General features: G+C 61.2%; 11 protein-coding genes. 4 read left to right on the top strand and 7 right to left on the bottom strand.

Annotated elements, in window-relative coordinates; translation table 11 throughout:
- Positions 1-60: 60 nt before the first annotated feature.
- The 3 genes from P8K07_00070 to P8K07_00060 all read right to left on the bottom strand — a co-directional run bounded on the left by P8K07_00070 (position 61) and on the right by P8K07_00060 (position 3,704).
- Complete coding sequence (locus P8K07_00070; GenBank protein MDG1956914.1) at positions 61-1,260, bottom strand: serine hydrolase; 1,200 nt, start codon at positions 1,258-1,260, stop codon at positions 61-63.
- 55 nt (positions 1,261-1,315) lie between these two features.
- Positions 1,316-2,086 (bottom strand): thioredoxin domain-containing protein, encoded by a 771-nt coding sequence (locus P8K07_00065; protein MDG1956913.1) that lies wholly within the window; start codon positions 2,084-2,086, stop codon positions 1,316-1,318.
- Positions 2,087-2,384: 298 nt separating this feature from the next.
- Positions 2,385-3,704 carry a hypothetical protein gene (locus P8K07_00060; GenBank protein MDG1956912.1) on the bottom strand — a complete coding sequence of 440 codons (1,320 nt, stop codon included), beginning with the start codon at positions 3,702-3,704 and terminating at the stop codon, positions 2,385-2,387.
- 95 nt (positions 3,705-3,799) lie between these two features.
- Here P8K07_00060 and P8K07_00055 point away from each other — a divergent pair, with 95 nt between their 5' ends.
- Complete coding sequence (locus P8K07_00055; protein MDG1956911.1) at positions 3,800-4,507, top strand: DUF2490 domain-containing protein; 708 nt, start codon at positions 3,800-3,802, stop codon at positions 4,505-4,507.
- Between the two features lie 133 nt (positions 4,508-4,640).
- On the opposite strand, the gene P8K07_00050 is transcribed toward P8K07_00055, so the two are convergent.
- Together P8K07_00050 and arfB are read right to left on the bottom strand one after the other, a co-directional pair.
- The gene (locus P8K07_00050; protein ID MDG1956910.1) at positions 4,641-5,339 is read right to left on the bottom strand and encodes a Bax inhibitor-1/YccA family protein; all 699 of its coding nucleotides are present in this window, start codon (positions 5,337-5,339) and stop codon (positions 4,641-4,643) included.
- Between the two features lie 115 nt (positions 5,340-5,454).
- A complete protein-coding gene (arfB, locus tag P8K07_00045) occupies positions 5,455-5,877 on the bottom strand; it encodes an alternative ribosome rescue aminoacyl-tRNA hydrolase ArfB (protein MDG1956909.1) in 423 nt (140 codons plus the stop codon).
- 78 nt (positions 5,878-5,955) lie between these two features.
- Here arfB and P8K07_00040 point away from each other — a divergent pair, with 78 nt between their 5' ends.
- Positions 5,956-7,227 (top strand): hypothetical protein, encoded by a 1,272-nt coding sequence (locus P8K07_00040; GenBank protein MDG1956908.1) that lies wholly within the window; start codon positions 5,956-5,958, stop codon positions 7,225-7,227.
- Here P8K07_00040 and P8K07_00035 read toward each other — a convergent pair.
- On the bottom strand, positions 7,157-8,488 hold the full coding sequence (locus tag P8K07_00035; GenBank protein ID MDG1956907.1) for a hypothetical protein: 1,332 nt from the start codon (positions 8,486-8,488) through the stop codon (positions 7,157-7,159). The two genes, P8K07_00040 and P8K07_00035, sit on opposite strands and share 71 nt — an antisense overlap.
- A gap of 238 nt (positions 8,489-8,726) precedes the next feature.
- On the opposite strand from P8K07_00035, the gene P8K07_00030 reads away from it, so the two are divergent.
- Positions 8,727-9,920 carry an amidohydrolase family protein gene (locus tag P8K07_00030; protein MDG1956906.1) on the top strand — a complete coding sequence of 398 codons (1,194 nt, stop codon included), beginning with the start codon at positions 8,727-8,729 and terminating at the stop codon, positions 9,918-9,920.
- A 122-nt stretch (positions 9,921-10,042) separates the two neighbouring features.
- On the top strand, positions 10,043-12,652 hold the full coding sequence (locus P8K07_00025; GenBank protein MDG1956905.1) for a TonB-dependent receptor: 2,610 nt from the start codon (positions 10,043-10,045) through the stop codon (positions 12,650-12,652).
- A 134-nt stretch (positions 12,653-12,786) separates the two neighbouring features.
- Here the strand turns inward: P8K07_00025 and P8K07_00020 are convergent.
- Positions 12,787-14,740 (bottom strand): thrombospondin type 3 repeat-containing protein (locus P8K07_00020; protein ID MDG1956904.1); only part of this gene is annotated, 1,954 nt, incomplete at its 5' end.

Here is a 14,740-nt window from a genome sequence, read left to right as displayed (position 1 = left end):
AGGGAAAGCTGCCGTCGCCGCTTCTGCGATTTTTCTGCAGAAGCCGGGGCTGGCGCTTGCTCAAGGGCCTTCCTGGAGGCAGGTGGCCGCGAGGCTCGAGATCGCGACCGACCGACGCGCCTGACGGATGGGGTGGCGGTCATGGCCGTTGGTGCAATAACCGATGGAGATGCCGGTCGCCGGATCGGCCCAGGCGATTTGTCCGCCAGCGCCGCCGTGCCCGAAGGATTCGGGTGAGTTGCCGTGCCCGAACCCCCGAAAGGTTCGTTTTTCGTCGCCCGCGATCATCAGGCCCAGAGCGCGGTTGGCGAGGTTGCCGAAGAGTGGGTCGCGGAGGTCGCCCGAGCGGATTTCGCGTGCCATCTGCAGAGTCCCGGGCTGCCAGAGGCCCGGTCCCTCGGAGCTCTCGCTGTCGCGCAGGAGAGCCTGATAGAAAAGCGCGATCTCTGCGGCTGTCATGGTGCCGCCTCCGCCGGGGATGCCCGCTTCGCGCACATCGGGGAGATTGAAGCTGCGCAGCGCATCTTCGGTGACCTCCGTTTCCGGAGGTTGCGGCATTCCCGCGGCCTCATAATCGCTGGCCGTCGGTGCGTTGCCGACGTGTTCGATATCTGCGAGGCGCGCGTGCTCGCTGCCTGGCAGACCGCAGCGAAGATCTTTCAACCCCAGAGGCAGGGCGATCCGTTGACGGACGAAGTCGGCGTAGGTTTGCCCGGAGATCCGTTCAATCAGTTCCGCCACCACATACATGCTCGACGATGGATGGTAGACAAAACGCGACCCGGGCTCCCACTCCAATTTCCAGCGACGAAAGAACTCGAGACGTTTTTCCCGGTCGAGAAATACATTGGGCGGAAAGGGCGCGTTGGGAAATCCGGCGGTATGGGTGAAAAGTTGCTCGATACGCACGGCCTCTTTGCCGCGAGCTCCGAACTCGGGGATCAGATTCGCTACCGGTTGGTCGATATCGAGCCGGCCTTCTTCGATCAGCATCCATGCGGCAGCCGATGTGATCGCTTTGGTCGCCGAGAACACACAATAGAGGGTGTCGTTGGTCGCCGGAGCTGTCTTGCCCTGGAACTGCGCTTGCCCGAAAGTGTGCATGGCGACGAGCTGGCCGTGTCGCGCGATGGCGATCTGGGCCGATGGCAACAGACCTTCGTCGACCTCGCGCGAAGCACGTTGGATCAGCGCGGCGAGTCTTTCGGGGTCGATCCCGACGGTCTCGGGCGCCACGATGGGAAAACGCTCTTGGGTCATGAGGAAACCTCACCGGGGCTCACTTTGTGTGAGCCCCGGCTCGGATCAAATACGATCAGGAATTTGCTTTGGCTGCTTCGATGAGCGGCACGAAGGCATCGATCGGCTGGGCACCGTTGAGGAATTCTCCATTGACGAAGAAACCCGGGGTGCCGGATACGCCCATGGCCTGGCCGAAGGCCATATCGGCATCGACGTTGGCGGCTTCGGCTTTGTATTCCGCCGAGTTGGTGTCGGCCGCGCAGTTCTTCCAGGTCTTCATATCGATGCCGGATCCCGCGAGATAGGTTTCGCTTTTCGAAACGACGTTTTCCGGAGTCAGCTGCTTCTGGTCCTTGAAGTAGGCATCGTGGAGCGTCCAGAAGGCGTCGGGGTTCTGCAGGCCGGCGCAGTTGGCCGCGATCGCCGCCGGTTTGGCCCAGGGGTGGAAGCCCAGCGGGAAGTGCTGGAAGACAAACTTCACATCATTGGGATAGCGCTCGAGGATCTGCTCGACGGTTGCTGCGCCGCGCGTGCAATACGGACACTGGAAGTCAGAGAACTCGACGATCGTCACCACGGCATCTTCGCTGCCGCGGAAAGGACGTCCTTCAATGGATGCGGCGATCTGTGCGGTGCGTGCTTCGTTGGCCTTGCGGGCCTCTTCGGCACGTTCGGCAACCGCGACCTTGATTTCGGCCTCGCTACGACTCACATCCATCGCTTCGCCCTGAATCAACCAGAGTTTCTTGTTGTCGGCGGTGACGAGGAAGCTGTAAGGGCGTCCTTGCACGATGAAGTTGCCTTCGTCGAGGCCGTCGATGCCGCTGGGGCCGATCGGTCCCATGGTCGGGTTGACCTCGGCGAGCTGTGGAACGTTCAGCTTCAGGTTTTCCAGAATCTGAGTTTTACGGTCTTGCTGGGCCTGAGCCGGTGCTGACCAGAGAAGGCCGGCTACAAGGCTGGTGGCGGCGAGAAGGGCGAGCGCAGACAGTCGTGACTTCATTAAGTTTTCCTTTTGCAAAAGGCCAGACTGCCGGAGTTCGTCCGCCGGGTCTGGCCGGGAGATTCGTCGCGTTACGCGGCTATCAGCAAAGGCTAGCCGTGACGGCGGAATTGGGCAACCGCCCGATTCATCGCGTTATTCAGGGGTTTTCGCGCGAGAAAACCCGGGAGATCAAGCCCGGCAGGGTCGCCATATAAAAGTCGCGCTCGAAGCCGGGGCACAGGAACATGCCCATGGAGGCTGCGGCGCCGGTCGGGGCCCGGCCCTTTTCGGCACCGGATTCGATATCGACGACGACCGCGTCCGAGATCTTGCTTTGCGGTCGGTTGCCTGAGGCGTCTTCGAGGATCAACTCCCCCGTGTCGGGATAGAGCATCATCTGGACGTTGTTGCGGAATTCGTTGCGCCAGAGTTCCGTGAATTGTCCGGGAGCCTCGTAGCGCAGAGCGACCACGCCACCGTTGGAGCCATCATAGACAACCAGAATCTTGCGCTCGGGATCGTAGAGTGGTGGTCCCGGACTGAAGGTGCCGGGCCGGCCGATCACATCGATCACGTCGCGTTCGGCGGCATTCTGCAACGAGAAGCGGAAGGCACGTTGCGCTGCGGTTGCGGGTTCGGTCCAGAAGGGTGGACGCCCCATATCCATCAGCCAGACGCTGTCGCTGCCGATCGAGGTGTCCCATCCGTCGCCTTGGTTCTCCCCGGGCAGGTCGTAGTTGCCCCGCCATTCGGAATCCAGAGACAGGGCGCCGTTCTCGTAGCGCAGGCGGTAGAGTTGGGTGGCGCTGGAGGTGTAGAGAAACTCGCCGTCAGTGGTCAGGTCGCTCGAGAAGCGCCCCATGCAATGCTCGTTGATGATAAATGGCTCGCCGATTGGTTCCAGATGCTCGGGCTCCAGCACACTGAACCGACAAGGCTCGCCGGGCCTGTGGCCGAGATTCTTCATGACCAGATTTCCGTCCGACATGATCAGGAGCCCATTATAGGGACCATCCACGGGAAGTTCTCGCTCGGCTTTTACTTCACATTCCGGGCTCAGCCGGTGCGCGTAGCGTCCGTTGACCATGTAGAGGTCGCCATTTTCGTGCACGACGACGGCACCACACCAGAGGTGGCCGCCGCTGGGCAGATCCGGGGACCGCGCGATGGTCTGGAGAGTGATCGGGTCGATTCGCTCGAGCCATCCTGTATTGCGGCCTTCGGCGCGGAAGTGCGGGGGAAGTTCGCCGCCTTGCAGACCGCCGCCGCCCTGTACAAAAAGCTCTCCCGGTTCCCGTTGCACGAACATGACCGCCCAACCGTCGAGGCGTCGGACCGTCGAGGTCAGTTCGGTGCCGGCGGAGAAGTCGGGCCCGGCGCTGCGCACGAGCTTCTGGCGGCGCGGGCCGCCACATTCCACAGCCCAGGCCGAAGGGTAGTAGCCCGGCAGTTTCGTCTTGTAGTCCAGAACACTCATGATGTTGTGACTACCTAGATGTGTGATTGGACGACCTCAAGCATTGGTGTTTGCGAAATCCGACTGTCATGCTTCGAGCGGGTAGAGGAGGATTGATGCGAAAATTCTGGGCGAGAAGTTTGGGCATATTATGCCTGGTGGGATTGATCGCGGCTCCGGCACGCGCCGAGGTGCAACAGGACGGTGGGGCCTGGTTGATGTTTGCCGGGCAGGGGTCCCTCAAGGAAGTCTCGCCCAGCGTTTCCCGATTGCGCTGGTGGTTCGACAGTCAGCTGCGGATGTCCGGCGAGGATGACGGGCTCGGGCAAACGGTCGTCCGCCCCGGGGTCGGTTGGCAACTGACGCCCGAGACCTCCGTCTGGCTCGGCTATGGTTGGATCCGGACGTTTCCGACCAACGCACCCGACTGGAATGAGAACCGTATCTGGCAGCAATATATCTGGACGCCGCGTTTCGGTGATCTGCGTTTCCAGAGCCGCACTCGTCTTGAGGAGCGCTTCGGCGAGGACCGAAAGGGTGTGAGCTGGCGCGTCCGAGAATTTGTGAAAATCCTCTATCCCGTCCTTCCGTCGGAGAAATTATTCTTTTCCGCCTACGAAGAGCTTTTCGTGACGCTCAATGACACGGATTGGGGCCCGCGGGCTGGCGTGGATCAGAACCGCGTCTTTGTCGGACTGAATGCGCCGGTGGGGGACAGCTGGCAGATCGAGGTCGGGTATATGAACCGCCTGGTCGTCCGTCCGGGGCGGGAGAATCTGATCGATCATCTCGCCTCGATCAACGTATTCCTGAATCTGAATTAGCCTCGGTATCCTCGACCGTTCCGACCGCCATGACGCCTCGAGGTACAAGGCTTTCACAAGCAACATGGGCAGCACCAGTGACCGGTGGCCCCCGAGTGCGGCAAGCGCCGCGAGCGGTGCGTTCGGGCGTCGCCTAGCGCCGGTTGCCCATCACGCGCAGCAGCATCAGGAAGAGATTGATGAAGTCCAGGTAAAGCGTGAGCGCGCCGCGCACGGCTTCCTTGGTATCTTCTTCGGTGCCTTCGTTCCCCAGAATGTTCATCTCCTTGATCTTCTGGGTGTCGTAGGCCGTGAGCCCGACAAAGATCAACACGCCGGCATAGGTCACCAGCCAGTAGACCATCGGGCTCTGCAGGAAGAAGTTCACCAAAGACGCGATGATGATGCCGATCAGGCCCATGAACAGGAAGCTGCCCATCGCCGTCAGGTCGCGTTTGGTCGTGTAGCCGTAGAAGCTCATCGCGCCGAAGGTGCCGGCGGTGACCAAGAAGGTCGAGGTCAAAGATGCGGCGGTATAGGCGAGAAACACAAAAGAGAGCGTCACGCCGGTCAGCGCCGAGTAGAGCATGAACACGCCCGTGGCCTGCGCGGCACTCATCTGCATCACGCGTGAGGCCAGCCAGAAGACCAGCCCCAGTTGTGCGATGACAAGGGGAATCAAAACCCAGGGATTGGCGACCATCTGCACGACTGCCGGTGTCGTCGACACCAGATAGGCGATCCCGGCGGTGACCACCAGCCCCATCGTCATCCAGTTGTAGACGCGCACCATAAAGCGCTGTTGCTCGGCGGCGATGGTGCTTTCACTATATTGAACAGACGTGGTTTCCATAGGTTCCTCCTGCTCCCGCGGTGGCGAGAATCTCCCTTGATTGTAGCTTGCCTGTAGCCGTACGCCAAAGGCCCCCGACCCGGGGAAAGGGATACCCCTCCCGATGAACTTTCCCTCAGAACGGTTTCTGTCGCGTGGATTTCTTCTGGCTCTGATGTTTTTTGTCGTCCATCCGCCGCTGCCGGGCGCCACGCGAGGGTTTGGTGGGCCGGCGCGGCTTGGGGGGACGCGCGGCCTCCCGGATCAGCCCGGCCAGGCGTTCGCGCGCGATCTCGCGATTTCGGTACTGGCTGCGTTCGGTTTCGACATGCACCTGCAGGATGCCTTCGGCATTGATTCTCGAGGCGAGGTTTTTCGTCAGTCTTTCGCGCAGCACAGGGCCGACGGCGCTCGTCCGACGGACATCCCAGCGCAGGGTAACCCGGCTGCTGGTCTTGTTGACGCTTTGCCCTCCGGCACCGGACGATCGACTGGCAACAAATTGCAATTCCCGGCCCGGGATGATCAATCGGCTATGTACGATCAAATCTTCGATCATCGAGAACTCCTCGCGGACCGTTCTGCAATGCAGGGAAACGGCCGCCGGGTCAACGCAAGGGTAGGCAAGAGGTCGTCCATGGTGCGCAAAGGGATCATTTTTTTCCTCGGGATCATCGTCGGTGGCGTCGGTGTTTGGGCCTATCAGCTGCGCCAGGTAGCTCCGGCGACCGTGGCCGCTTCCGGGGATCTCGAGCAAAGTCTCGACGAGTTGGCCGATGCGGTGCGTGAGGCGGGCGTCTTCGTGCGAGAGCATACCTGGTTCGGCAGCGCCGAGGAGCAGGCCGAGGCCTACCGTCATATCGTGCGTGCGCTGACCAACAGCCTCGAGTCCCGCGCGCTGGCCGAGCCCGACTTTCCTTTTTTTCAGGCGCTGAACCATTTCAATAAATTGGGCATGGACAACTCCGACCAGAAGTACCGCATCGCCCTTTTCAATGGCGATGGCGCCTATCGGGTTTGGGGGACGCGCGGGACCAGTCGGCGCCTGGATTTTGCCGTCTATGGTCTCGATTCGATGGCCTCGGTGGTCGATACGCTATCCACCGATGATCTCGAGGTGGCCCCCGACGGTAGTTTCGAGGTGTGGATCGGCGGGCCGGCTCGTGAAGGCAATTGGCTGCGGACGGAACCGGGTCCGCAGCGTCTGTTGGTGCGCCAGATCCATTCCGATTGGGCGAATGAACTCCCTGGTGAGGTTCATATCGACCGGGTCGACAGTGGCCGGCCGCCGTATCCTGAATTCTCCGCCGAGATCATGGCGGAGCGGCTGACCGCGGCGACGAATTTCTTTGCCGAAGAAGTGCGCCTCTGGCCCGAGTTCAGCCGCACGCGGCTGGCGATTTTACCGGCCAATACCTTGCTCGCCCCGCGCGACACGGGCTCGGAAGGCGGCTTGGCCGGGCGCCTGATGTCCGGGGGGCATTACGAGTTGGCTGACGATGAGGCATTGATCGTGACGACATGGCCCAGTGGGGCGAAGTATCAGGGCATTCAACTCGGACACCATTGGTGGGAGTCGCTCGATTATGCGAACCGACAAACCTCGTTGACTACCGATCAGGCGCGGCTCAGCTCGGATGGGGCCTATCATTTCGTGATCGCCAACACCGATCCGGGGGTGCCCAATTGGCTGGATACCGAAGGCTTCTCCCGCGGCGTGATTTTGATGCGCTTCGATGGTCTGGCGACGCCCGAGATTCTCGAAGAGCATCACCCGCAGGCGAGGCTGATCAAGCTCGCGGATGTCCGCGCACAACTACCGGCCGACGAGCCGGTGGTCACGGAAGCGCAGCGGGCGTCGCAACTGGCTGCGCGTCGCCAGCACGCGCAGCGGCGCGAAAATTTCTGAGGCTCGGCTGCAAGGCCAGCGAGATGGCTTCGGCAACGCGAAGGTTCTGTCGGGCGCTGTAGTGGCCGGCTGGGGCAAAGAGTTCCTCGGTCACAACCGTCATGCCGGCTTCGGGCCGCACGATCGCGTGTCGGGTGCCACCGGCGTGGTCCGGTAGAACCGGCAGGTCCGAGCGCGGCCGTTCGCTCGCGCGGTGGGTCGTGACTTGCTCCAGCCACGGGCCGTACCAGAGCTCTGTGCCGGCCAACTGCGCTTCGAGTTCGGCGCGCCGCGGCAGGTAGACGAGGAGTGGACGTGCCCCGATGGCTTCGGCCTCGGCGGCAAACCTCGCCAGCAGCGCTGTGCCCAGCTCGAGCATCTCCGCTTCGCGTCGGTCGATGGCCGCGGTGCGCTGACTCGACCCGGGGCGCGAGTCGCTCCGGTGGACGCCTGCCGCCGCCAGACGTTGTGCCAGCAGAGAGAGCAGGGCGCTTTGCTGCCAGGAGGATTCTTCGTAACGCTCGTCGAGCCAGGCTTCGTCCGGCGCGAGGGGATGGCTTTCGGGGTCCTCCAGGAATTTCAGGATTTTGTCCGGGGAAAGCGTGGGTTGGTTGCGCAGACGCAACTCGCCGTCGTCCAAGACAAATCGCGGCTTGGACAGCGGCAGGGCGGTGTCGGGAAAGAAGATCGGGCGCACGATATTGACGTTCCGCATGAGGTTCTCGGGCTGCAGGCCCAGAATCACGACGTCCGGTCGCAGAGGTGCGCCATCGCGCACCAGGCGCAGGAGGGCCTGATCGATCCCGTAGGCGTTCGTGCCGAGATTGAAGACGCGGGTGGGAACGCCGTCGGCTCGCAGAATCCTTTCCAGTTGGGCGGGCCAGGTCTCGTTGTCGGACACCTCATCGCCAAAGGTAAATGAGTCGCCGATCGTCACGATCCGGAACACAGCTGCGGTGTCTTCGGGGGGCATCGCGGGGTTGGCGTTTTGCCGCATCCCTGCCTCGTTGATATTCACCTTTCCGTCAAGGCTGCTGGCGCCCGGTCGCGGGCGCCAGCCGAGATCGGAGTCGATGAGAAACAGGCTCTCGCCTTTGTCCAGCGCTGCCAGGCGATCGTGAATCTGTTGCATGGGAAATCGCCACGGCGGAAGGCGCGTCCGGCCCTGCCAGCGCTGCCCGTCCTCGTCGGCCGGGATCTGCTGGCGCACGATCCATTCGCCGACACCGAAAGCCAGAAGCAGCCCGAAGAGCATAACGGCTGCTCGCGAAAGAAAGCGCATGCTTCCCCATCCCGTAGTTCCCGCGGCGAGTCCAGCAAGGCAGCTGAACTCGCTGGCTGTGCCGTGACGCTCGGAGCCTCTTGTCCTGTGGAAGCTGCCGGTCTCGCGGGCGCTTGCCCAGCCCGGCTTCGGGGGCCGCAGCCAGAGGCCTGCGCCCGGCAGATAAATTCTTTCGGTTTGCCTCGCGGCCTGGTCTCGCGCAAGACTTGTCAAAGAGATGCAAGGCAAGAACAGGCGAATGAAGATGAGCCGCCGGCGGTTCGGGGCTCTATGTGCGGCCGGAGCGGGCCTTTGGGCGCAGGGCTGTGTGGATGGGTCAAAATATTCCGAGGCAGATGCCGAGAGTCTGCGGCAACATATGGCAGCCGAGAAACTGGCCTCGGGCCAGGGGCCCTATGGCCGGCATGTCTATCAGGGATACCGCGGGCTGGCCGAGTTGCCGTGGTTTGATCTCGACAAGCGCGGTCGGCTTCGTCTGGTCGACGACAGCGTGCCCGAGACCATCGATCTGCATGCGCATCTGGGTATGGCCCTTTTGTTTGCCGCACCCATCGATATGACGTCGCGCACCGATCGCGTGCACCATATTCTGGATTGCGATGGCACGGAAGCCGGATGCGAACTGGATTTGGACGTCTATATCAACGCCAATTTCACACCCGACGATTTGCAGGCGATGCAATTCGATACCGTGCAGAATATCTTATGGGGCAGTCCCTCGGTGCGAACGCATACCCTCGAGAATCTGGCTGACGAGATGGCGGATCTGCGGGTGTCCAAGGCCGCTCTGTTGCCGATTACCATGGGCCTTCCGTTCGGGGACAACCTGGCCGATCGCTGGTTGGATATTCTCGAGGAGTCTCCCGAGCGCGACCATTTCATCGGCGGCGGATCGGTGAAGACCGATGATCCTGATTGGCGCCCCAAGCTCGAAGCGCAAGCGGCTCGCGGGGCGCGCATCATCAAACTGCATCCTGCAGTCCAACGGTATTTCCCCGACGACCCGCGTGCGATGGAAATCTATGAGGCCTGCGGGCGGATGGGGTTGGTGGTTTTCCTGCACGCCGGCCGCGCCGGCATCGAGCCGGGCTTCACCCACCAATATACGATGATGCGGGGCTATGAGCCGATGCTCGCCGAGAACCCCGGGACGAATTTCATTCTCGGCCATGCGGGCGCACGCGACGTGGAAGACGCGATGGTGCTTGGGCGCCGGTATCCGAATGCCTGGATGGGGCTGCACGGGCAGGGCATCACCATCCTGGACCGGATCATCCGCGAGGTCGGCACCGAGCGATTGGTGTTCGGCAGCGACTGGCCGTTTTATCATGTGGCCGCCACGCTGGCGAAAGTATTGATCGTCACCGAGGGGCGCCCGGAGATCCGCGAAGCGATCCTCAACGGCAATGCCAAGCGCCTGCTGGGCACCTAGTCCTTTGTAACATAAAGCCTTTTTGACACTTCTTGCTTTTGTGGAACATCTGCCTAGTCTCATCCGCCGTAGAGTTCCCGGTGCTGAATTTCTGGGCATCGGTCGACCTGAGGAGGGCGAGGATGTTGGCATGCATCAAAAAGGTGGGTCTGTTCGGTTTGGCGCTATCGGTTCTGGCAATTCCGCTTACGGCGCAGGCGCAGCCTGCTGAGGCCCCGACGCAGCCTTCGGAAGCCCCCGCGGCGGCCGACGCGGCAACCGAAGGAGCACCCGCGGCACCCTCGACCTATCTGGAGTCGATCGAGACGCCCTCGTCGGGCACTGTGGATGTGATCAACGAATCGGATGGTCTTGCCGCGGAAGCCGAGGCCGTCGAGGCGGGCGATCCGCCTGCCTTCGTCAGCAAGGACCGCGAGAACAAGATCGAAGAAATCGTGGTTTCGGCACGCAAGCGACAGGAGCTTCTCGAAGACACCCCGGTGTCGGTCACCGCGCTTTCGGAAACGACGCTGCGCGAAGCCGGCGTCACAAGAATCGATGATATCGCCGAGCTGGTCCCGAACCTGACCTTCCAGACCTCGTCCACGGGCACCGAGGCGCTCGTCTATATTCGCGGTGTGGGTACACCTCGGGCGTTGACCTCATACGACCCCGGGGTGGGGATCTATATTGACGGCATTTTTGTCCCGCGGGCCCAAGGCTCTCTTTTGAACGTGGTCGACATCGCGCAGGTCGAAGTTCTCCGCGGACCGCAAGGCACGCTCTTTGGCAAGAACACCATCGGTGGTGCGATCAACTTCACCACCCAGAAGCCAACCGACGAAGTCGAGGCCTTTGTTCAGGTGGATGTGGGGAACGTGGATGCTCCCCATAGCCAATGGCTCAATTCGGTCACGACCCGTGCCATGTTGAACCTGCCTGTGGATATTGGTCCCCTGGAAGATCGCGTGTTCATGCGCATGGCTTTCGGCTCGGAGAATCAAGCCGGGTACATGTACAATGAGGAACTGGACCAAGGTTGGAACGATCGGAATTCGCTGTCTTTTTTGGGAAGCTTGCGGATTCTGCCGCATGAGGACGTGACCATCGACATCACCGGGAACTGGGATCGTTCGCACGCCCGGGGCGAGGGTGGCGAGTGTGTATTTGTCCAGCCAACCGGCCTGCAGGGACTGGCGCCCGGACTTGCCGATTATTGCCAGGAAGAGCGCAAACCTTACCATTTCGGAGCCGATTGGAACCAACTATTTGATATCCAAAGCACCGGCGCCTGGGGCGTTTTGAATTGGGATATCGGTCCGCTGCCCGGTCTGGACGAATTCAGCTTGAAGGCGATTGGTGCCTGGCGGCAGCAGTATATCCGCTCGCGGCAGGACACCGATCTGACGCCGGCCCCCGCGGTCAACGCGGCCGGCATCGGGGATATTCCCATTCCGGCACCCGAGGGTACGGACAGCTTGTTGGCGATGCAGGGCCGGCCCGCCAAGGCTCAGCAATTCCAGACCGAGTTGCAGGTCAACGGCTCGGCCCTGGATGGTCGTTTGAACTTTGTGGGCGGTTATTTCCTGTTCCTGGAAAATGCCCAAAATCGTGGCGCGACGGCAGCACTCGTCGACACGATCAACACCCGCAGTGTGCAGCCGCAGTTGACCGACAACTGGTCGTGGGCCTTGTATTCACAAGCGTCGTTCGACTTGCTCGAGTGGCTGCAGCTGACTGCGGGCTTGCGCTATACGGAAGACAAGAAGGAAACCACGGCTGAGAAATACGATTGTGTCCCCTCGGCCGAGGGATGTGCGAGCTTCAGCGAGAGCTTCAACGAAACCAATTCGAAGATCTTCTCGACCTGGAACCCGATGGCTACGCTCTCGGCAACGGTCCCCGAAGACTTGATCGAGGATACCGTGATCGATCATCTAATGGGTTATTTTACCTATTCGAGCGGTTTCAAGGGTGGCGGCTTCAATGTGATCCCTCCGCCCGCAGATCCGCTCAGCGGCGACCAGCAACCGCTGCAGCCGTTTGATCCCGAGAACATGAACTCGTTCGAGTTGGGTTTCAAGACTTTGAGTTTTGATAACCGGATCGCGACCAATCTGTCTCTCTTCTACGCCAAATATGATGATATTCAGGTAACGGCCATTCGCGACCTTGGCTATGTCGATGCCAACGGTACGCCGGTCATTGCTCAGGAAACGTTGAATGCCGCCAAGGCAACGACGCAGGGAGTGGAACTGGAGACGGTGATGAACCTCGGTGCGGGCTTCCGTCTCGAGGGTTCGGTCGGCTTGTTCCGCGGTGTCTATGATAACTGGGATGATGCCCCCAGTGATGTCACCACTGATTTCATCGATCGTTCGGGCGAAACCTTTCGGCGAGTGCCCGAAGTCCAGACTCATGTGGCCCTGCAGAAGTCGTTCCTGATCGAGGCCAATGATTCGGAGTTTTGGGGTGGTTATATGACCCCGCGCTTTGACTGGTACTTCCAGGGTCCCGTCCGTTTTCAGGGGCCCGAGTATGAAGCCGGACTACAGGGCGGGTACAGCCTGTTCAACGCGCGCCTGGCGTATTCCTTCAACGGTGAAGCCACGCAACTGGCCCTGTGGAGCCAAAACTTGGGCAACAAGCGCTATCGCACCAACTCGATCCCGCTGGTCACGACCTTCGGCATCGCCCAACAGCTCTACGGGCTGCCCCGGACCTATGGTCTGGAGTTGAGTCACCGCTTCTGAGCGAAGAGCGCCGCCGCTTCAAGCGTGGCGTGCGAACCAACGCAAAGGCCCCGCCAACCGATGTTGGCGGGGCCTTTGTCTATTGAAGTTGGGGCCCCGTCTCTGCGCCGGGTCCGTCTGAGGAATTCAGGTGCTCAGGGATCGATGGCCTCCAGATTTTCGCGGAGGTTCTCGACCTGTTCGTTCAGGGAAGCTTTCTGCGAATCGGTGATCCGGTCCTGCAGCGCCCATCGGGTGAACAGGCTCTCGGATCGGTTGAGGTGCTTTTTGGCACGTGCGATCCGTTTCTCGACCAGCTTTGGCTTGCCGTTTATCAGACCTTGATGGACCCGGTGGAGGTCTTTGACGATTCGGAAGAACTGGCGCGATACCGTGAGTCCGCGGATCTTCGCATCGGTGCCTTCCAGCGCCCACCGGCCATACTCGGCTTTCTCAACCGCATGGCATAGCGCGATATTGATCGCGGCCCCGGCCTCGTCGCATTGGCATTCGTCGCCGACGCCGTCGCGATCGATATCGCCTTGCTCCGCATCCATATCGTCCGGACAGACGTCGCAGGCATCGCCGACGCCGTCGTTGTCGCTATCGGCTTGGACGTTATCCGCCGTTCCCGCACAGACATCACAGGCATCCCCGACACCATCGCCATCGCTATCGGTCTGGTCATCAAAGGTGTTCGGGCAGACGTCGCAGGCATCCCCGACACCATCGCTATCGGTGTCGGTCTGGTCATCGCTGTCCGCCGGGCAAACATCACAGCTATCGCCCACGCCGTCGCTGTCCTGATCGGCCTGGGTTTCGTTGCTCAGGCCCAAGCAGTTGTCGCAGACATCATCGATTCCATCGAGATCATCGTCGCTACCGGAATCAAAGTCATTCGGGCAGGAGTCACAGGCGTCGCCGATATCATCTTGGTCGGCGTCGTCTTGGTCGTTGTTGTCCAGGAACACGCAATTGTCGTTATCATCCGGCACCGAGTCACCGTCGGCATCGCCGTCGCAGGCGTCGCCGACCAGATCGCTGTCGAAATCATCCTGATCGATATTGGAGACGTCGGGGCAATTATCACAGGTATCCCCAAGCCCGTCGCTGTCGGTATCAATTTGGTCGAGATTCGATAGGGCCGGGCAAATGTCGCAGGTATCGCCGACATTATCGCCGTCTACATCCGTCTGATTCTCGTTGGAGTCGAGAACGCAATTGTCGCAGGCATCATCGATACCATCGCTGTCACTATCGGTACCGTCATCGAATGTGTCCGGACACGAGTCGCAGACATCGCCGATGAGATCGCTGTCGGCATCGTCCTGATCCGCGTTCTGGATATCGATGCAGTTGTCGCAGGCATCGCCCACGCCATCGCCGTCGCTATCGGCACCTAGATCGGAGACAGCCGGGCAGGCATCGCAAACGTCGCCGATACCGTCGTCGTCCCCATCCATCTGGTCGCCATTATCGGTATCCACACAATTGTCACAGGCGTCACCCTGCAGGTCGCCATCGGCATCGTCCTGATCGGGGTTGCTGGTGTCTGAGCAATTGTCACAGACGTCACCCACGCCGTCGCTGTCGGCATCGGCCTGATTCGCGTTGCTCAGGCTGGGGCAATTATCCTCGCAGTCCAGATCGCCGTCGCTGTCGGTGTCGTCATCGGCCACACCACATCCGCAAACGCCTGCGGCGGTCTTGTCCGGGTCATCCGGACAGATGTCCTGGCAATCCGGTGTGCTGTCGGAGTCGGAGTCGGTGTCTGCCACACCGCAGCCACACAGGCCTGCTTCGGTCTTGTCCGGGTCGGCGCTACATTCATCATTGCAGTCGGCCGTGCCGTCGGTGTCCGTGTCGGTATCGGCGACTCCGCAGCCGCAGACTCCACCGGTAGTCTTGTCGGGGTCGTCGCTGCAGTCGTCGTTGCAGTCGGCGGTCCCGTCACTGTCGCTGTCCGTGTCGGGTACACCACATCCGCATTGACCGACTTCGGTCTTGGTGTCGTCATCGACGCATAGGTCGTTACAGTCGGCTGTGCCATCGCTGTCGGTATCGGTGTCGGCTACGCCGCAGCCGCATTGGCCGGGCGCGGTCTTGTCG

It is taken from the genome of Candidatus Binatia bacterium, assembly GCA_029248525.1.
In the GTDB taxonomy this organism is placed as follows: Bacteria; Desulfobacterota; Binatia; order UBA12015; family UBA12015; genus UBA12015.
This window is presented reverse-complemented; position numbering and strand designations above follow the sequence as displayed.